Annotated in this window: 18 protein-coding genes; 13 read left to right on the top strand and 5 right to left on the bottom strand. The window is 62.5% G+C overall.

Going from position 1 to position 18,293, the window contains the following annotated elements:
- Positions 1-177: 177 nt before the first annotated feature.
- Positions 178-1,431 carry a tyrosine--tRNA ligase gene (tyrS, locus tag NKH80_RS18560; protein WP_352992842.1) on the bottom strand — a complete coding sequence of 418 codons (1,254 nt, stop codon included), beginning with the start codon at positions 1,429-1,431 and terminating at the stop codon, positions 178-180.
- Between the two features lie 387 nt (positions 1,432-1,818).
- On the opposite strand from tyrS, the gene NKH80_RS18555 reads away from it, so the two are divergent.
- Together NKH80_RS18555 and NKH80_RS18550 are read left to right on the top strand one after the other, a co-directional pair.
- A complete protein-coding gene (locus tag NKH80_RS18555; RefSeq protein WP_352477338.1) occupies positions 1,819-2,547 on the top strand; it encodes a glycosyltransferase family 2 protein in 729 nt (242 codons plus the stop codon).
- The gene (locus tag NKH80_RS18550; RefSeq protein WP_023674681.1) at positions 2,540-2,872 is read left to right on the top strand and encodes a lipid-A-disaccharide synthase N-terminal domain-containing protein; all 333 of its coding nucleotides are present in this window, start codon (positions 2,540-2,542) and stop codon (positions 2,870-2,872) included. The genes NKH80_RS18555 and NKH80_RS18550 overlap by 8 nt, the downstream gene beginning before the upstream one ends.
- Before the next feature lie 40 nt (positions 2,873-2,912).
- Here the strand turns inward: NKH80_RS18550 and NKH80_RS18545 are convergent, their stop codons facing one another.
- On the bottom strand, positions 2,913-3,581 hold the full coding sequence (locus tag NKH80_RS18545) for an FMN-binding negative transcriptional regulator (RefSeq protein WP_352506449.1): 669 nt from the start codon (positions 3,579-3,581) through the stop codon (positions 2,913-2,915).
- A 6-nt stretch (positions 3,582-3,587) separates the two neighbouring features.
- A complete protein-coding gene (locus tag NKH80_RS18540; RefSeq protein ID WP_023674683.1) occupies positions 3,588-4,262 on the bottom strand; it encodes an alpha/beta hydrolase in 675 nt (224 codons plus the stop codon).
- A gap of 254 nt (positions 4,263-4,516) precedes the next feature.
- On the opposite strand from NKH80_RS18540, the gene NKH80_RS18535 reads away from it, so the two are divergent.
- From NKH80_RS18535 to sufA, 8 genes are all read left to right on the top strand, one after another.
- A complete protein-coding gene (locus tag NKH80_RS18535; protein WP_352992840.1) occupies positions 4,517-5,695 on the top strand; it encodes a cysteine desulfurase family protein in 1,179 nt (392 codons plus the stop codon).
- A 187-nt stretch (positions 5,696-5,882) separates the two neighbouring features.
- Positions 5,883-7,400, top strand: coding sequence for a Fe-S cluster assembly protein SufB (gene sufB, locus NKH80_RS18530; protein WP_352506447.1), 1,518 nt, complete (start codon positions 5,883-5,885; stop codon positions 7,398-7,400).
- Between the two features lie 19 nt (positions 7,401-7,419).
- Positions 7,420-7,686 carry a hypothetical protein gene (locus NKH80_RS18525; RefSeq protein ID WP_352820843.1) on the top strand — a complete coding sequence of 89 codons (267 nt, stop codon included), beginning with the start codon at positions 7,420-7,422 and terminating at the stop codon, positions 7,684-7,686.
- Positions 7,686-8,441 (top strand): Fe-S cluster assembly ATPase SufC, encoded by a 756-nt coding sequence (gene sufC / locus NKH80_RS18520; protein WP_352506445.1) that lies wholly within the window; start codon positions 7,686-7,688, stop codon positions 8,439-8,441. The genes NKH80_RS18525 and sufC overlap by 1 nt, the downstream gene beginning before the upstream one ends.
- A 25-nt stretch (positions 8,442-8,466) precedes the next feature.
- A complete protein-coding gene (sufD, locus tag NKH80_RS18515) occupies positions 8,467-9,738 on the top strand; it encodes a Fe-S cluster assembly protein SufD (RefSeq protein ID WP_352820846.1) in 1,272 nt (423 codons plus the stop codon).
- A 179-nt stretch (positions 9,739-9,917) separates the two neighbouring features.
- Positions 9,918-11,159: a cysteine desulfurase gene (locus tag NKH80_RS18510; protein WP_352637795.1), complete on the top strand. Its 1,242-nt coding sequence runs from the start codon at positions 9,918-9,920 to the stop codon at positions 11,157-11,159.
- 5 nt (positions 11,160-11,164) lie between these two features.
- Positions 11,165-11,560 (top strand): SUF system Fe-S cluster assembly protein, encoded by a 396-nt coding sequence (locus NKH80_RS18505; protein WP_352458424.1) that lies wholly within the window; start codon positions 11,165-11,167, stop codon positions 11,558-11,560.
- A 110-nt stretch (positions 11,561-11,670) separates the two neighbouring features.
- A complete protein-coding gene (gene sufA / locus NKH80_RS18500) occupies positions 11,671-12,051 on the top strand; it encodes a Fe-S cluster assembly scaffold SufA (RefSeq protein WP_013895897.1) in 381 nt (126 codons plus the stop codon).
- Between the two features lie 35 nt (positions 12,052-12,086).
- On the opposite strand, the gene NKH80_RS18495 is transcribed toward sufA, so the two are convergent.
- Entirely contained in the window at positions 12,087-12,584 is a 498-nt protein-coding gene (locus NKH80_RS18495) for a GFA family protein (RefSeq protein WP_352703031.1), read from the bottom strand.
- Positions 12,585-12,674: 90 nt separating this feature from the next.
- On the opposite strand from NKH80_RS18495, the gene NKH80_RS18490 reads away from it, so the two are divergent.
- A complete protein-coding gene (locus NKH80_RS18490; protein WP_254817632.1) occupies positions 12,675-12,998 on the top strand; it encodes a TfoX/Sxy family protein in 324 nt (107 codons plus the stop codon).
- Positions 12,999-13,031: 33 nt separating this feature from the next.
- Here NKH80_RS18490 and NKH80_RS18485 read toward each other — a convergent pair whose 3' ends face one another.
- The gene (locus tag NKH80_RS18485; protein ID WP_352992836.1) at positions 13,032-13,964 is read right to left on the bottom strand and encodes a carbohydrate kinase family protein; all 933 of its coding nucleotides are present in this window, start codon (positions 13,962-13,964) and stop codon (positions 13,032-13,034) included.
- 277 nt (positions 13,965-14,241) lie between these two features.
- Between NKH80_RS18485 and recA the strand changes: the two genes are divergently transcribed.
- A complete protein-coding gene (gene recA, locus NKH80_RS18480) occupies positions 14,242-15,339 on the top strand; it encodes a recombinase RecA (RefSeq protein ID WP_023674696.1) in 1,098 nt (365 codons plus the stop codon).
- A gap of 259 nt (positions 15,340-15,598) precedes the next feature.
- A complete protein-coding gene (alaS, locus tag NKH80_RS18475; protein WP_352883672.1) occupies positions 15,599-18,265 on the top strand; it encodes an alanine--tRNA ligase in 2,667 nt (888 codons plus the stop codon).
- Positions 18,266-18,293: the final 28 nt, after the last annotated feature.

The raw sequence follows: 18,293 nt of genomic DNA, 5'->3' as shown, positions 1-18,293 counted from the left end.
GCAAATCACTCAAGGCGGCACCTCCTGCCACCTTGAATCACCCAACAGAGATCAACTCAACAAATTAATGGGTCCTGACCCTAGCTGATTAACCTCCGCCGTGATTCCGAACCGAAGGTCAGCGCCGCAAGATGAAACCGGTTCGGAAAAGATCTAACAGGAAGGACCGGGCCCTGGTCAGACCGGCCGCACCAGAACGTGCTTCTTCTTGCCGAGCGACAGCTTTGCGACGTTTTCCGGGCCAAGGTCCTGCAGCGTCACCATCCTGCGGTCGTCGGCCACGAGCTGGTCGTTGAGGCGCACGGCGCCGCCCTGGATATGCCGCCGTGCCTCGCCGTTGGACCCAGCCAGCCCGGCGGTGACGAACAGCGACAATATGCCGACGCCGGCTTCAAGATCGGCCCTGTCCAACTCCACTGTTGGCAGTGTTTCGGCGAGCGCCCCTTCTTCGAACGTCTTGCGCGCCGTTTCGCTCGCCTCCTCTGCCGCCCCGCGGCCATGCAGCATGGCGGTGATTTCGGTGGCGAGGATCTTCTTGGCTTCGTTGATCTCCGAGCCGCCGAGCCGTTCGAGGCGCGCGACCTCGGCGAGCGGCAAGGTCGTGTAGAGCTTGAGGAAACGGCCGACATCGGCATCCTCGGTGTTGCGCCAATATTGCCAGAACTCGTACGGGCTCAACATCTCCGCATCGAGCCAGACCGCGCCCGAGGCGGACTTGCCCATCTTGGCGCCGGACGAGGTGGTGAGCAGCGGCGTCGTCAGCGCATAGAGCTGCGCGCCTTCCATGCGATGGCCGAGATCGATACCGTTGACGATGTTGCCCCACTGGTCGGAGCCGCCCATCTGCAGCCGGCAACCGAGGCGCTTGTAGAGCTCGACGAAGTCGTAGGCCTGCAGGATCATGTAATTGAATTCGAGGAACGATAGCGACTGCTCGCGATCCAGCCGGAGCTTGACCGAATCGAAGGCCAGCATGCGGTTGACCGAAAAATGCCGGCCGACATCGCGCAGGAAATTGACGTAGTTGATGTCCATCAGCCAGTCGGCATTGTCGATCATGACGGCGTCGTTCGGGCCGCTGCCGAATTTGAGGTAAGGCGTGAAGTTGCGGCGGATGCCGGCAAGATTGTCCTCGATATCCTGCGGCGTCAAAAGCTTGCGCGCCTCGTCCTTGAACGACGGATCGCCAATCATCGAGGTGCCGCCGCCCATCAGCGCGATCGGCCGGTGGCCGGTCTGCTGCAGCCAGTAAAGCATCATGATCTGGATCAGCGACCCGGCATGCAGGCTCCTGGCGGTGGCGTCGAAGCCGATATAGGCGCTCACCGTTTCCGTGGCGAAAAGCTGGTCGAGGCCGGCATCGTCCGAGGTCTGGTGGATGAAACCGCGCTCGCTCATCGTGCGCAGGAAATCGGATTTGAAGGCGGACATTTTCTTTCCCGAAAAGCTTCCGGCCGAACGCGGCTCGGCCATGCATGAAGGCGGGCGTTTAGCACTCAAGCGCGATCAGCAAAAGTGGAATCCGGTTTTGCGACACCCTCTTGCCTTCTCCCCTTGTGGGAGAAGGTGGATTGGCGCGCAGCGCCGAGACGGTTGAGGGGTGTTGGACGGAGTGCCGTCGTTGCCAAGCTGGAACACCCCTCATCCGACCGCGCTTCGCGCGGCCACCTTCTCCCACAAGGGGAGAAGGGAGAACCCCAAGCGTGCGGCCTGCTTGCGTCATTGTTTCGGCTGGCGTAATGAGGCGCCGCGCCAGCGGGGCTCTTCCACTGGACCGCGCGGCATCGATCGAATGCCATATCCTGTGACAGAGTCGAGATGCCGGAGATATCCATCGTCATTCCTTGCCGGAACGAGGCGGCGAACCTGCCGCTTCTGCTCGACGAGATCGGCACTGCCATGGCCGGGCGGGACTTCGAGGTCATTGTCGTCGACGACGGCTCGACAGACGATACACCTTCGGTGCTTGCCGCAGAGGCAGCGCTTCGCCGGTTTCCGCTGCGCCATCTCAGGCATGAAAAATCCGCCGGCCAGTCGCTCTCGGTGCGCTCAGGCGCCTGGGCGGCGCGCGGCGATATCGTCGCCACCATCGATGGCGACGGCCAGAACGACCCCGGCTACATCCCGGTGTTGATCGACGCGCTGCGGCAGGCTGGTCCCGAAGTCGGGGCCGCGCAGGGACAGCGTCTGAAGCGCCGCGACAGCAAGATCAAGCAACTGGCGTCGCGTTTCGCCAACGGACTGAGAAAAGCCATCCTGCACGACGAGACGCGGGATACCGGCTGCGGCCTCAAGGCGATTCACACCGACATTTTGCGGAAATTGCCCTTCTTCGACGGCACCCATCGCTTTGTTCCAGCGCTGGTCATCCAGGAGGGCTACCGCGTCGTCCATTGCGATGTCGTCGACCGCTCCCGCCGTCACGGCAAATCGAATTACGGCATCTTCGATCGCGGCCTTCAGGGCGTGCTCGATCTTGCCGGCGTCTGGTGGCTGCGCCGCAGGCGCCGCAGAATGCCCAAAGTAGAGGAAATCAGGCATGGGTAACGTGCTTCAGGAATTGGCGACCTGGCTTCACGATGTTTTCGTCAAGCAATTCGATGCCTGGGTGCTGCTCGGCTTCGTCGCCCAGTTCTTCTTCACCATGCGCTTTCTGGTGCAGTGGGTGGCGTCGGAAAAAGCCAAGCGCAGCGTCGTGCCGATTGCCTTCTGGTTCTTTTCGCTGTTCGGCGGCGGCCTGCTGCTGATCTACGCCATCCAGCGTCAGGATCCGGTGTTCATCGCCGGCCAGGCCATGGGCCTGTTGATCTATATCCGCAATCTCTGGCTGATCGCCAACGAGCGCAAGGCGGCGATGACCAAGGTCGATTGAGCCCGCCACCGGCCTGAACCGGTCGAGCAAGCAAGCAAGACTACTTGCCGTCCAGCCCGCCGTAGGACCTTACCAACTGGACCATGTCGGCCGAGTTGGCGGTCTCGCTCTCGAGCCCCTCGGCGACACCGACGCGGTCGCCGGCCGGGCGGTTCTGGCTGACTTTCCACTTGCCGCTGATTTCGGTGATTTCGATTTCCAGGCCGACGATGCCCTTGATCTGTGACTGGATGAAGGGTGCCGGCGCGTCGGTCACCGCCCACGGCGCCGGGCGGCTGCCCTCCTGCGACATCGTCAGATCGGAAATCTGCTCGGCCAGCCAATCCTGGTCTTCGATCACCGTGACGATGCCGCGCACCTGGACGATGGCGTAGTTCCAGGTCGGCACCACCTTGCCGGTTTCACGCTTGGTCTCGTACCAGGACGGCGTCACATAGGCATCGGCGCCCTGGAAGACGACCAGCACCGGCACCAGGGGACTGTCGGCCAAAAGCCGCCATTGCGGATTGGCCTTGGCCAGATGGGCGCGCAGCCTGCCGTTCGGCGGCACATCCGCGTTGAGCAGGGAGGGCGCGTCTAGAAGAAAGGGAATTGCGTTGGCGATCGGCCCCTCGGTGCCGTTCGACACCAGCAGGCCAAGCGGATGCGCCCGGATCAGCCCGTGCAGGACGTCCGGCCGTGTTTCCTGGAAGTGAGGCGGTTGGTACATCGCCGATTATCTCAGCCGCTTCGGCCGTGGGTCGGACAGTTCCCCGGCCAGCCGGCGGTCGAGGTAGTCCGCGCATTCCTCGATCAGAAGCTCCGCATGGTTGGCAAAGAAATGGTTGGCGCCGGGCAAGGTCTTCTGAGTGATGGTAATGCCTTTTTGCGTGTGCAGCTTGTCGACCAGGCCCTGCACGTCCTTGGGCGGCGCGACCTTGTCGGCGTCGCCGTGGATGATCAGGCCGGACGACGGGCATGGCGCCAGGAACGAGAAATCATAGGTATTGGGCTGGGGCGCGACCGAGATAAAGCCCTCGATCTCCGGCCGGCGCATGAGAAGCTGCATGCCGATCCACGAGCCGAACGAATAGCCGGCAACCCAGCAACTCTTCGAATCGGGATGCAGCGACTGCACCCAGTCGAGCGCCGCCGCGGCGTCGGACAACTCGCCGGTGCCGTGGTCGAACTCTCCCTGGCTGCGGCCGATGCCGCGGAAATTGAAGCGCAGCGTGGTGAAATTGCGCTTCTGGAACATGTAGAAGAGGTCGTAGACGATCTTGTTGTTCATCGTGCCGCCGAACTGGGGGTGCGGGTGCAGGACGATGGCAATCGGCGCGCTCTTTTCCTTCGAGGGCTGATAGCGACCCTCCAGACGGCCGGCCGGACCGGTGAAAATGACCTCAGGCATGAAATACTCCACTTGGCATAAATTGCGCGGCGCCCGGAACAACTTTTCCTCTGGCCCCAGTTTTCCCTAGGCCTTGACGCAGGGCGAGCGTCTTTCTAGAAGCTAGTTTAGAATTGTTCAAAACTGGGCGGCCAAAACTGTGGCTCGGCCACCCGCGCCGCAAGCCGCGTAAATAGGACGTCTTGCCTTGCAATTTCAAGGAAATAACGCGCTATCTTCGCGGAACGGCTTTTGAAGGGACCAGTTGGACGGAAATGGCCGGAGCACGCGCCTATCTCGACTACAATGCCAGCGCGCCGCTGCTTGCCGCCGCGCGCGCGGCGGTGGTCGCTGCGCTCGACGTCGCCGCCAACCCGTCCTCCGTCCATGCCGAGGGCCGCGCTGCGCGGCGGCTGATCGAGGATGCCAGGCGCAATGTGGCGCGACTGGTCAACGCCAGGGCCGAGCATGTCGTATTCACCTCCGGCGCGACGGAAGCGGCCTCGACGCTGCTGACGCCGGACTGGCAGATGGGGCGCGGTGCTGTCCGTATGAGCCGGCTCTATGTGTCCGAGGCCGATCATCCTTGCCTGCTGAACGGCGGGCGTTTCCCAGCGGCGCAGGTGATACGGATCGGCGTCGACGCCGACGGCGTCGTCAGGCTCGACGTTTTGGCCGAGGCTCTCGCCCAGCATGACAAGGCCGAAGGCTTACCGCTGGTGGCCATCCACGCTGCCAACAATGAAACCGGCGTAATCCAGCCGGTCGGCCGCATCGCCGAAATCGTCAAGGCGGCGGGTGGCATCCTGGTCGTCGATGCCGTGCAGGCAGCCGGCCGCATTCCGCTCGATATATCAGAGGCTTACGCAGACTATTTTATTCTCTCGTCGCACAAGATCGGCGGCCCCAAGGGCGTCGGCGCCATTGTCGCGGCGTCGGACCTGATGATGCCAAAACCGCTGGTCAGCGGCGGCGGCCAGGAAAAGGGCCATCGGGGCGGCACCGAAAACCTGGCGGCGATTGCCGGGTTTGGTGCGGCCGCTAGCGAAGCGTCTGCCGGCTTGCAAACGATCGAAGCGGTGCGGCAGCGTCGCGACGAAATCGAGGCGATCGTTAAAACGCTTGTTCCGGACGCCGAAATCTTCGGGACCGGCGCTGCAAGGCTTGCCAATACCACATTCTTCGCTATTCCCGGCATCAAGGCCGAGACGGCGCAGATCGCCTTCGACCTTGCCGGTGTGGCGCTGTCGGCCGGATCGGCCTGTTCGTCGGGCAAAGTCGGGCCGAGTCACGTGCTGAAAGCCATGGGTTACGGCGATAGCGTTGGCGCGTTGCGTGTGTCCATCGGCCACGCGACCAGCGCCAAGGATATCGAGCTGTTTCGCGCGGCGCTGGCGACGATCGTTGCACGGCAAGCCGGTAGGGAAAAGGTGAACAGGGAAAAGGCCGCCTGAGCGCGGCGAAGGAATATTTGGGCCTTGTGGCCTGGTAGAGCCGTGCGTTCGAATTTGGCCGGGTGAATTTCCGGCATGAACGCACTATATGAAACTTACGCCGCCGCGGGTGCTCAAGGGTGCTCGTTCGCGGTGCCATAGTTTGAAAACTGCCGGGCCTTGACCCCGGCGTGGATGGAGAACGCTGATGCCTGCTGTGCAGGAGACGATCGATCGAGTTCGAAAGATCGATGTCGACCAGTATAAATACGGATTCCAGACCGAAATCGCGATGGACAAGGCCCCCAAGGGCCTGAGTGAAGACATTATCCGCTTCATTTCGGCCAAGAAGGACGAGCCGTCCTGGATGCTGGAATGGCGCCTGGAAGCCTATCGCCGCTGGCTGACGCTGGACGAGCCGAAATGGGCGCGCGTCCACTATCCCAAAATCGATTTCCAGGACATTTATTATTACGCGGCGCCCAAGAGCACGCCCGGCCCGACTTCGCTCAGCGAGGTCGATCCCGAACTGCTGAAGGTCTACGAGAAGCTCGGCATTCCGCTCAGGGAACAGGAAATCCTCGCCGGCGTGCAGAAGACCGATGCGTCGGAGCTCGAGGAAGCCAGCGACAACGTCTACAAGTCGGGCCGCGTCGCCGTCGATGCGGTGTTCGATTCCGTCTCCGTCGTCACCACTTTCAAGAAGGAGCTGGCGCAGGCCGGCGTCATCTTCTGCTCGATCTCGGAAGCCATCCGCGAGCATCCGGAGCTGGTGAAGAAGTATCTCGGCTCGGTCGTGCCGACCTCCGACAATTTCTACGCGACGCTGAATTCGGCCGTGTTCACCGACGGCTCCTTCGTCTTCGTGCCCAGGGGCGTGCGCTGCCCGATGGAACTGTCGACTTATTTCCGCATGAACGAGAAGAATACCGGCCAGTTCGAGCGCACGCTGATCATCGCTGAGGAGGGGGCTTACGTCTCTTACCTCGAAGGCTGCACGGCGCCGCAACGCGACGAGAACCAGCTTCATGCCGCGGTGGTCGAGCTGATCGCGCTCGATGACGCCGAAATCAAATATTCGACGGTGCAGAACTGGTATCCCGGCGACGCCGAAGGCAAGGGCGGCATCTATAATTTCGTCACCAAGCGCGGCGACTGCCGCGGCCATCGCTCGAAGATTTCGTGGACACAGGTCGAGACCGGTTCGGCCATCACCTGGAAATATCCGAGCTGCATCCTGCGCGGCGACGATTCTAGTGGCGAGTTCTATTCGATCGCCGTCTCCAACGGCTATCAGCAGGTCGACAGCGGCACCAAGATGATCCATCTCGGCAAGAACACGTCGAGCCGCATCATCTCCAAGGGCATTGCCGCCGGCTTCTCGCAGAACACCTATCGCGGCCAGGTCTCGGCGCACCGCAAGGCGACCAACGCCCGCAACTTCACCAATTGCGATTCCCTGCTGATCGGCGATCAGTGCGGCGCACACACCGTGCCCTACATGGAAGCCAAGAATTCGACCGCGCAGTTCGAGCACGAGGCGACCACTTCGAAGATTTCAGAGGACCAGAAGTTCTACGTCATGCAGCGCGGCATCCCGGAAGAAGAGGCGATTGCGCTGATCGTCAACGGCTTCGTCAAGGACGTCATCCAGCAACTGCCGATGGAATTCGCGGTCGAAGCGCAGAAGCTGATCGGGATTAGTCTTGAGGGGAGTGTTGGGTGAGTTAACTGGAACGGCGATCATGGATTTGTTCAAGCGGATGGAAGGCTTGATATTTGCCGTTCTGATGCTCTTGCTGACATTGGCTGTTGGTGGTGCTGTGATGGCGTTGATAGGCGCAGTGTTTGGCTTGAGTTCGACAAAAACTATTGGTGGTTCGATTGCAGGCTTAAGCGCGGCTGGGTTTTTTGGCTGGATGTTGGTCACCAGCAAGTTTGTACGCGCTTTTCGAGCTTTTAGAAAAGTTCCGTCGCAGGCCGGGCACCGCGAACAAGAAAGTGGAAAATAATGCTTGAAATCAGAAACCTCCATGCCCGTATCGTCGATGACGGCACCGAGATCATCCGCGGCCTGAATCTTTCGGTGAAGGCCGGTGAGGTCGCCGCCATCATGGGGCCGAACGGCTCGGGGAAATCGACGCTGTCCTATATCCTCGCCGGCCGCGAGGACTATGAGGTCACCGAGGGCGACATCCTCTACAACGGCCAGTCGATCCTTGAAATGGATCCGGCCGAGCGCGCTACCGCCGGCATCTTTCTCGCCTTCCAGTATCCGATGGAGATACCGGGCGTGGCGACGATGGAATTCCTGAAAGTGGCGATGAACGAGCAGCGCAAGGCGCGCGGCCAGGAGCCGCTAAAAATCCCGGAATTCCTCAAGCGCGTGAAGGACGCGGCGGCCTCGCTCAACATGGATATGGCGATGCTGAAGCGGCCGCTCAATGTTGGCTTCTCCGGCGGCGAGAAGAAGCGTGCCGAGATCCTGCAGATGAAGCTGCTCGAGCCAAAGCTCTGCGTGCTCGACGAGACCGATTCCGGTCTCGATATCGACGCGCTGAAGATCGTCGCGGACGGCGTCAACACGCTGCGCTCGCCGGACCGGGCCATCGTCGTCATCACCCATTACCAGCGCCTGCTCCAATACATCGTGCCGGATACGGTGCACGTGCTCTACAGGGGACAGGTCATCAAATCGGGCGACAAGTCGCTGGCGCTCGATCTCGAGGCCAATGGCTATGCAGGCGTGATCGGGCAAGCCGCGTGAGATGCCGGAAGGCAGGACGAAACTGATGAATATGCACACGACAACACCCCAGCGAACATTAGCCGAAACGGCGCTGATCGACGCCTTTGGCGAGCGGCTGTCGCTGCTGCCCGGTGACGGCGCGGTGATGCTGAAGCGCGACGACGCCATCGAGGCGATCAAGAGCGGCCTGCCGACGCGGCGCATCGAATCCTGGCACTATACGGACCTGCGCCGGCTGCTGACCTCGGTGCCGGACTTCGATCCGGCAGCGGTTGCGAAAGCCATTGCGCCGATCGTCGAAGGCTCCTCGGTTTTGCCGGTGCTGAACGGCGTTTCGAGCGCCAAGCTCGCTAGCATCGAGGGCGTTGTCGTGCAGCGCCTGTCGGAGAAGCTGACCGACGGCAGCGCAGCACCTGGGCTCGATTCTTATGGCAGCGACGACGCCATCGGCGCGCTCAACACCGCCTTTGTCGCCGACGGCTATTTCGTCGACATCGCCGACGGCGCCCAACTGGAAAAGCCGCTTGAGCTGCAGAATCTGCAGGCCGGTGGACAGACGCATGTACGCCTGGCCGTCCGTGTCGGTGCCGGCGCCAACGCTGTCATCGTCGAACGCCAGGCGGGCGAGGGGGCGGCGCTGGTCAGTTCGGTCAGCCAGCTTGTGCTTGGCGAGGGCGCCGAAGTGACATGGCTTGTCGTGCAGGAGCAGCCGGATACGGCGACGCATCTCGCCCAGTTCAAGGCGCATCTCGGCAAGAATTCGAAGCTGACGCTGTTCGTCATGAATGCCGGCGGCAGACTGGTGCGCCAAGAGGTCGTTGTGAAGACGACCGGCGAGGGCGCCGAATTCACGCTGCGCGGCATCAATCTGCTCGCCGGCGACACCCATACCGACGTCACCATGGTGCTCGACCACGCCGTGCCGCATACCGCATCGACCGAAGTCATCCGCAATGTGGTGACCGGCAAGGCGCGCGGCGTCTTCCAGGGCCGCATCAATGTCCACCAATATGCGCAGAAGACCAACGCCAAGATGGCCTGCAACACGCTGCTTCTGTCGGACGACGGCGAGTTCTCGACCAAGCCGGAACTCGAAATCTTCGCCGACGACGTCGTCTGCGGCCATGGCGCGACCGTCACCGAGATCGACCACAGCCATCTGTTTTACCTGATGGCGCGCGGCGTCGACGAGAAGACCGCGCGCGGCTTGCTGGTCAAGGCCTTCGTCGCCGAAGTGATCGAGGAACTGGACGACGAGGCCATCGTCGAGGCGCTGGAACGTCGGCTCGACGATTGGTTTTTGACGCACGGGTAGAGGTGACTGAGGGGTTGGTGCCAACACCCCTCATCCGTCGCCTTCGGCGCCACCTTCTCCCACAAGGGGAGAAGGAGAGGCGCTCTTCCTTCTCCCCTTGTGGGAGAAGGTGGCCGAGCGAAGCTCGGTCGGATGAGGGGTGCTGGACGGAATGAGGCGATGCCTCGAGAGAGCTTGTGATGGACCAGAAAGTCGAAAACATCCCCTACGACGTCGAGGCGATCCGCCGCGACTTCCCGATCCTGTCGCGGCAAGTTTACGGCAAACCTCTGGTCTATCTCGACAATGGCGCCTCGGCGCAGAAGCCGCAGGCCGTGCTCGACGCTATCCAGCACGCCTATTCCCAGGAATATGCCAACGTCCATCGCGGCCTGCATTTCCTGTCGAATGCCGCGACCGACGCCTATGAGAAGGCTCGCGAGACGGTGCGCCGTTTCCTCAATGCGCCGAGCACCGACAACATCGTCTTCACCTCGAACACCACGGCGGCGATCAACACGGTCGCCTATGGTTTCGGCATGCCGAACATCGGCGAAGGCGACGAGATCGTGCTCTCGATCATGGAGCACCATTCCAACATCGTGCCGTGGCATTTCATCCGCGAACGGCAGGGCGCGAAACTGGTGTGGGTGCCGGTCGACGATCTCGGCGTCTTCCACATCGAGGAATTCGAGAAGCGGCTAACCGACCGCACCAGGCTGGTTGCCATCACCCATATGTCGAACGCGCTGGGCACGGTGACGCCGATCAAGGAGATCGTGCGCATTGCCCATGCCCGCGGCATTCCGGTGCTGGTCGACGGCAGCCAGAGCGCCGTGCACATGCCGATCGACGTGCAGGACCTCGACTGCGATTTCTTCGTCTTCACCGGCCACAAGGTCTATGGCCCGTCGGGCATCGGCGTGCTCTACGGCAAGAAGGATATTCTGGAGCGCATGCGCCCGTTCATGGGCGGCGGCGAGATGATCGAGGAGGTGACGCAAGACATCGTCACCTACAACGACCCGCCGCACCGTTTCGAGGCCGGCACACCGCCGATCGTGCAGGCGATCGGGCTTGGTGCTGCGCTGGAATACATGGAAAAGATCGGCCGCGAGCGCATCGCCGCGCACGAGGCCGATCTGAAGGATTATGCGCATCAAAAACTGCGCGCCATCAATTCACTGCGCATCTTCGGCGACGCGCCCGGCAAGGGCGCCATTATCTCGTTCGAGCTGCAGGGCATCCACGCGCACGACGTGTCCATGGTCATCGACCGGCAGGGCGTGGCGGTCCGCGCCGGCACGCATTGCGCGCAGCCGCTGTTGAAACGCTTCGGCGTAACATCCACATGCAGGGCGTCGTTCGGCATGTATAATACCAGGGCCGAAGTCGACGCTTTGGCCGATGCGCTGGAGAAGGCGCGAAAGTTCTTCGGGTGACGATCATGGATGATGCGAGCCACACCGCCGAAAGCACGGCACTGGATATGACCACCAATGCGGCGGTTTCCGGGTCAACGATTCCTGCCGACGAACTGGCGCGGCTGACCGACGACATCGTCTCGGCGCTAAAGACGGTCTACGACCCGGAAATCCCGGCCGACATCTATGAGCTCGGCCTCGTCTACAAGATCGACATCGAGGACGACCGCTCGGTCAAGATCGACATGACGCTGACCGCACCCGGCTGCCCGGTGGCCGGCGAAATGCCGGGTTGGGTGGAAAATGCCGTCGGCGCCGTCGAAGGCGTTTCCGGTGTCGAGGTCAACATGACCTTCGACCCGCCCTGGTCGCCCGACCGCATGTCGGAAGAGGCACAGGTGGCGGTTGGCTGGTACTAGCATCCGACCAGCCAGAGGCTGGCGCACTTGCGCCGGGTACAAAACTTCACCATTTTAGGTGAGGAATCATTCGGCAGGCCTTGAACCTGCGCGCAATGGAGAAGGAAAACATGGGACGCTTCGCCGTCATCACTATGACCGAAAAGGCCGCCGACCGGGTGCGCGAGATCGTCGCGACCCGCGAGAATGCGCATGGCATTCGCCTTGGCATCAAGAAGGGCGGCTGCGCCGGCATGGAATATACGGTCGACCTGGTGACCGAGCCCAACACCAAGGACGACCATATCGAGCGCGACGGCGCCCATGTCTATGTCGCGCCGGAGGCAGCGCTTTTCCTTTTCGGCACCGAGATGGATTTCGAGCAGACGACGCTGCGCACCGGCTTCACCTTCCACAACCCAAACCAGAGTTCGGCTTGTGGCTGCGGCGAATCGGTCGAACTGAAGCCGGCCGATTTGAAGGCCTTGGCTGAAGCGCGCGCTTCCGCCTGATCTTTCCTTCTCCTCCGTTCACGGGGAGAAGGGACCTAATCCACCCACATTCCTGTTCGTTTGTGCCAGTCGGCAATTGATTCTTCCGGGTACACGTCGAAGACCTTGTCCCTTTTGCCGATCTCCGGCTCGACCCAGTTCGCCTTGTATTTCAGCATAAGATGCACCTTCTCCGGCGGCTTTGGCAGGTCTGTGTCGATCGCCGAGGCGAAGGGGTGCACCAGCTCCGGCCAGGTCGGGTCGTAGAGCCAGAGTGCCGTCCCGCATTTCGTGCAGAAGTTCCGCTCGCCCGTCGAGATTTCGCGTTGCGGGTGCTCGTCGTCCTCGATCTCGGCGCGGTAGACGCCGAGATGGCGCTTGCCCTGGATTTTCAACGTCTTGTAATCGGCGCCGAGATTGATGGCGAAACCGCCACCGCCCTGCTGCTTGCGGCAGATCGAGCAGTAGCACAGCATGAACGGCACCGGCGTGTGGCTTTCCACCTCGAAACGCACGGCATTGCACCGGCAGGACCCTTTGAGCAGAAGCGGCATGAGAAACTCCGACGAAACTGGTTCCGAACTTGTCAGGATGGTGCCGGTTGCGGCGATGACAAGGGGAAATCCGGATGACATGATCGCCGCATGGACAATGAGCGCATCGAAGAGCTTTTCGAAGGCCTTGGCCCGGTTAGCATCCGCAAGATGTTCGGCGGCAAGGGCATCTATTTCGACGGCGTCATCGTCGCCGTCGTCATCCGTGACGAATTGATGCTGAAGGCTGACGCGGAAAGCGCGCCTGAATTCGAAGCGGCCGGCTGCCGGCAATGGACCTATACCGGCTCACGGCACGGCAAGCTGGTGTCTATGCCGTATTGGAGCGTTCCCGACAGTGCCTTCGATGATCCGGATGAGATGGCGATCTGGGCACGCCGCGCCTACGAGGCAGGACGGCGCGCCGGAAAATAGCTGCGTTATGCTTCGGCAATTCCGGGCCGCACTTCATGCCAGGTCCCGCGCCTCGGGCACGAGCGCCAGCGCCTCGGCAAAGCTGGCACTGGTGAAGGCGGCGCTCTCGATGGCGAGCGTCGCGGCGGCGACGCCTTCACGCAACGCTTCGCGCAGCTTCAGGCCACGCAGCAGGGCAGCGATCGTGGCGCCGGCCAATGCGTCGCCCGCGCCTGTGGCATCGGTCCGCTTTTGCAGTGGCGGTGGCAGGATCGAAAATGCGCCGGTTTGGTCGAAACCGAGCACCGGTCCGTCGCCGGCGGTGATCACGCCGCTTTTCAGGCCGGCGCGTCTCAGGCTGTCGACGATGCCTTGATCGCCAGCATCGATGTCGGCGCCGGCGAGCACGCCGGCCTCGTGCCGGTTCATGAACGCCATCGCCAGACGGTCGAGCACCGGCGTCAGCCGCGCCGCTTTGCTGGGCGAGACGGCAAGCGCAAACACCGGCTTGCCGGCGGCGAGTGCCGCCAGCCGCTCCAGCGCGGTCGACGGCAGGTTGGCGTCGCACAGGATCGTATCGGCCGAACCGATAGCTTCGCGCACCTTGGCGCGGCGGATCTGCTTGGGAAGCGCCAGCTCATAGAGCACCATGTCGGCAAGGCCGGCGATCAGCCGGCCGTCGCTATCGATCAGCATCGTATGGCTTGGCGTTGCCCGGTCGAGGAACACCGCCGACAGGTCGGCGATTCCGGCCTCGGCGACGGCGCGTAAAACCGTGTCGCCCAGAGCATCGCCGCCGCGCACCGAAAGCAGCGAGGCCGAGGCGCCGCGCCGCACCGCCCAGCGCAAGGCGTTGAAGACGGCGCCGCCAACATGCTCGCGCATCGTGCCGGGGTTCAAGGCGGCTGGCACGAAGGTGCCGGCAACCCGGCCGCGCCGCTCGATATAGGCGCCGCCCACGGCCAGGATCGTCGGGGAGTTCATCATGCCGGCGAAATGCCCTTTGCTGTTGCCCGGGAGGAGACTAGGTCGCTGGGCGGAACCCTGCAATCGCGGGTGCGATTCGGTTGGTGACGGCGGCGGCGCCGCATGCGAAGCCGGTTGCATCCGGAAGCAAAATTACGAAACAAAAATAGAACAAATATGGATATCCGTTATTTTTCAAATCCTTGCCGCTCATTGACAAATGAGAACAAACGAGGTACATTCTTTTAAGGATTGCGGGATTGTCCGGCCTCCATTGACGACCACGGGGTGATGTATCATGGCTCAGAATTCTTTGCGGCTTGTAGAGGACAAAGCGGTGGACAAATCAAAGGCTCTGGATGCGGCGCTGTCGCAAATCGAGCGTGCCTTCGGCAAGGGCTCGATCATGCGGCTCGGCGCAAACGAGCAGGTCGTCGAGATCGAAACGGTGCCGACCGGCTCGCTTGGGCTGGACATCGCGCTTGGCGTCGGTGGCCTGCCGCGCGGCCGCATCGTCGAGATCTACGGGCCGGAAAGCTCGGGCAAGACGACGCTGGCGCTGCACACGGTGGCCGAAGCCCAGAAGAAGGGCGGCATCTGCGCCTTCGTCGATGCCGAGCACGCGCTCGACCCGGTCTATGCCCGCAAGCTCGGCGTCGATCTCGAAAATCTATTGATCTCGCAGCCCGATACCGGCGAGCAGGCGCTGGAGATCTGCGACACGCTGGTGCGCTCCGGCGCCATCGACGTGCTGGTGGTCGATTCGGTGGCGGCGCTGACGCCGCGGGCGGAAATCGAAGGCGAGATGGGCGATTCGCTGCCCGGCCTGCAGGCGCGCCTGATGAGCCAGGCACTGCGCAAGCTCACCGCCTCGATCTCGCGCTCCAACACCATGGTCATCTTCATCAACCAGATCCGCATGAAGATCGGCGTCATGTTCGGGTCGCCCGAGACGACGACCGGCGGCAATGCGCTGAAATTCTATGCTTCGGTCCGCCTCGACATCCGCCGCATCGGCTCGGTCAAGGATCGCGACGAGGTTGTCGGCAACCAGACCCGCGTCAAGGTGGTCAAGAACAAGCTGGCGCCGCCCTTCAAGGTGGTCGAGTTCGACATCATGTATGGCGAGGGCGTCTCCAAGACCGGCGAGCTGGTCGATCTCGGCGTCAAGGCCGGCGTGGTCGAAAAGTCGGGCGCCTGGTTCTCCTACAATTCGCAGCGTCTTGGCCAGGGCCGCGAAAACGCAAAACTGTTCCTGCGCGACAATCCCGACACGGCGCGCGAGATCGAGCTGGCGCTGCGACAGAATGCCGGGCTGATCGCCGAGAAATTCCTTGAAAACGGCGGCTCCGAAAGCAGCGACGACGGTTTCGAGGACGACGCTGGGGTGATGTAGGGCAGGCGACGCCTCGCGGAGCCTCAGCCGGGTTTCGATTTGATGTTTTGATTTTGAGTTTGCGTAATCGATGCGTTTCGCCGCCGGCCCCGTGCCGGCGGTTTGCGTTTGATGGCGGGGCAGAAGCCATTTCAAAGCGCTGGTGAAAGCGGGAATTTGAGCCCATTTGGTGTTTCTGGACAGGCTGCGGTGCGACCGCTAAAAGGCCATGTCTATTTTCCGCCGGCAGCCGGCGGTTCTCTCGAAAAGGCAGTATTTCATGAGTGGCGTCAACGAGATCCGGTCGGCATTTCTCGACTATTTTCGCAAGGAAGGTCACGAGGTCGTCGCGTCAAGCCCGCTGGTGCCGCGCAACGACCCGACGCTGATGTTCACCAATGCCGGCATGGTGCAGTTCAAGAACGTTTTCACCGGTCTGGAGAAGCGGCCCTATTCGCGCGCCACGACTGCCCAGAAGAGTGTTCGCGCCGGCGGCAAGCACAACGACCTCGACAATGTCGGCTACACTGCGCGCCACCTGACCTTCTTCGAGATGCTCGGCAATTTCTCCTTCGGCGACTATTTCAAGGAGCGCGCCATAGAGCTTGCCTGGAACCTGATCACCAGGGAGTTCGGGCTGAAGAAGGAGAAGCTGCTGGTCACCGTCTACCACACCGACGACGAGGCGGCCTCGTACTGGAAGAAGATCGCCGGCCTTTCGGACGATCGCATCATCCGCATCGCGACTTCGGACAACTTCTGGGCAATGGGTGACACCGGGCCTTGCGGGCCGTGTTCGGAGATATTCATCGACCGTGGCGAGCATATCTGGGGCGGCCCCCCCGGCAGCCCCGAGGAGGATGGCGACCGTTTCCTCGAATTCTGGAACCTGGTGTTCATGCAGTATGAACAGGTGACGAAGGAACAGCGCGTCGACCTGCCGCGTCCGTCGATCGACACGGGCATGGGCCTCGAGCGCATGGCCTCCATCCTGCAAGGGGTTGAAAGCGTCTTCGAAACCGACCTGTTCCGCCACCTGATCGACGCTGCATCGTCGGCGCTCGGCAAAGGTCCGGATGCGGACACCGTCGCATCGTTCCGGGTCATCGCCGACCATTTGCGTTCGTCCTGCTTCCTGGTCGCCGACGGCGTGCTGCCGTCCAACGAAGGACGCGGCTACGTGCTTCGTCGCATCATGCGCCGCGCCATGCGCCACGCGCAGTTGCTCGGCGCCCGCGATCCGCTGATGTGGCGCCTGGTGCCGGCGCTGGTCCGCGAGATGGGCCAAGCCTACCCGGAACTGGTGCGCGGCGAACAGATGATCACCGAGACGCTGAAGCTTGAGGAAACTCGTTTCCGCAAGACGCTGGTGCGCGGCTTGGGCTTGCTTTCGGAGGCGACGGAGAAGCTGGCCTCCGGCGACATGCTGGATGGCGAGACAGCGTTCAAGCTCTACGACACCTATGGCTTTCCGCTCGATCTGACGCAGGACGCGCTGCGCCGGCGCAACATCTCGGTCAACCTTGCCGGCTTCACCGAGGCAATGGAGCGGCAGAAGGCGGAGGCACGCAAAAGCTGGGCTGGTTCCGGTGAGGCCGCAACCGAGACGGTATGGTTCGCGGTGCGTGAGGAGACCGGCGCCACCGAATTCCTGGGTTATGAGACCGAGCAGGCCGAAGGCCTTATCCAGGCGCTGGTCAAGGACGGCAAGACCGTCGACAGTGCCGGCAAAGGCGACGCCGTTGCCGTGGTTGTCAACCAGACGCCGTTCTATGGCGAGTCCGGTGGCCAGATGGGCGATACCGGCGTCATTTCGGGCGACGGGTTCTCGATCGAGATATCCGATACCCAGAAGAAGGCCGATGGGCTTTTCGTCCATCTCGGCAAGGTGGCCAATGGCACTGTCAAGACGGGCGCGACCGTCGAGCTGAAGGTGGACCACGCGCGGCGCTCCAGGCTGCGCGCGAACCATTCCGCCACACATCTGATCCATGAGGCGCTGCGCGAGGTGCTGGGTACCCATGTGGCGCAGAAGGGCTCGCTGGTCGCGCCCGAGCGTCTGCGCTTCGACATTTCGCACAACAAGCCGATCTCGCCGGACGAGCTCGAAGAGGTCGAGCGCATGGCAAACGAGATCGTCGTTCAGAACGGCTCGGTGATCACGCGACTGATGTCTGTCGACGACGCCATCGCCGAGGGCGCCATGGCGCTGTTTGGCGAGAAGTATGGCGATGAAGTGCGCGTCGTTTCGATGGGCACGGGCTTGCATGGCGCCAAGGCCAACCGGCCTTATTCGGTCGAGCTATGCGGCGGCACGCATGTCAGGGCGACCGGCGATATCGGCCTGGTGCGCATCGTGTCCGACAGCGCGATCGCTGCCGGCGTGCGCCGCATCGAGGCGTTGACCGGCGAGGCCGCCAGAAAGCATCTCGACGAACAGGACAAGCGGCTGAAGGCGGCCGCCGCCACGCTGAGGATTTCGGCGGCCGATGTGCCGGCCCGCGTCGAGGCGCTGCTCGACGAGCGCAAGAAGCTCGAAAAGGAGCTGACAGAGGCACGCAAGAAGCTGGCGCTGGGCGATCGCTCGCCAGCTGGTGTGCCTGCGGAGAACGAAACCATTGCCGGTGTCGGTTTTCTCGGCAAGGCGGTATCGGGCGTCTCGCCAAAGGATCTTAAGCCGTTGGCCGATGCCGGCAAGAAGTCCCTCGGCTCCGGCGTCGTCGTCTTTGTCGGCGCCGGCGAGGACAACAAGGCGAGCGTCGTCGTCGCCGTTACCGATGATCTGACCGGCCGCTTCAGCGCCATCGATCTGGTGCGCGTCGCGTCCGCGGCATTGGGCGGGCAGGGCGGCGGGGGGCGACCCGATATGGCCCAGGCCGGCGGCCCGGACGCGTCGAAGGCCGAAGACGCGATCGCTGCGGTGAAGGCGGCGCTGGAAGCTGCGTGAATCTGCACCAGTAAGGACAGGCCGAAGT

This window comes from Mesorhizobium sp. M0904 (assembly GCF_040319475.1).
Classification (GTDB): Bacteria; Pseudomonadota; Alphaproteobacteria; order Rhizobiales; family Rhizobiaceae; genus Mesorhizobium.
This window is presented reverse-complemented; position numbering and strand designations above follow the sequence as displayed.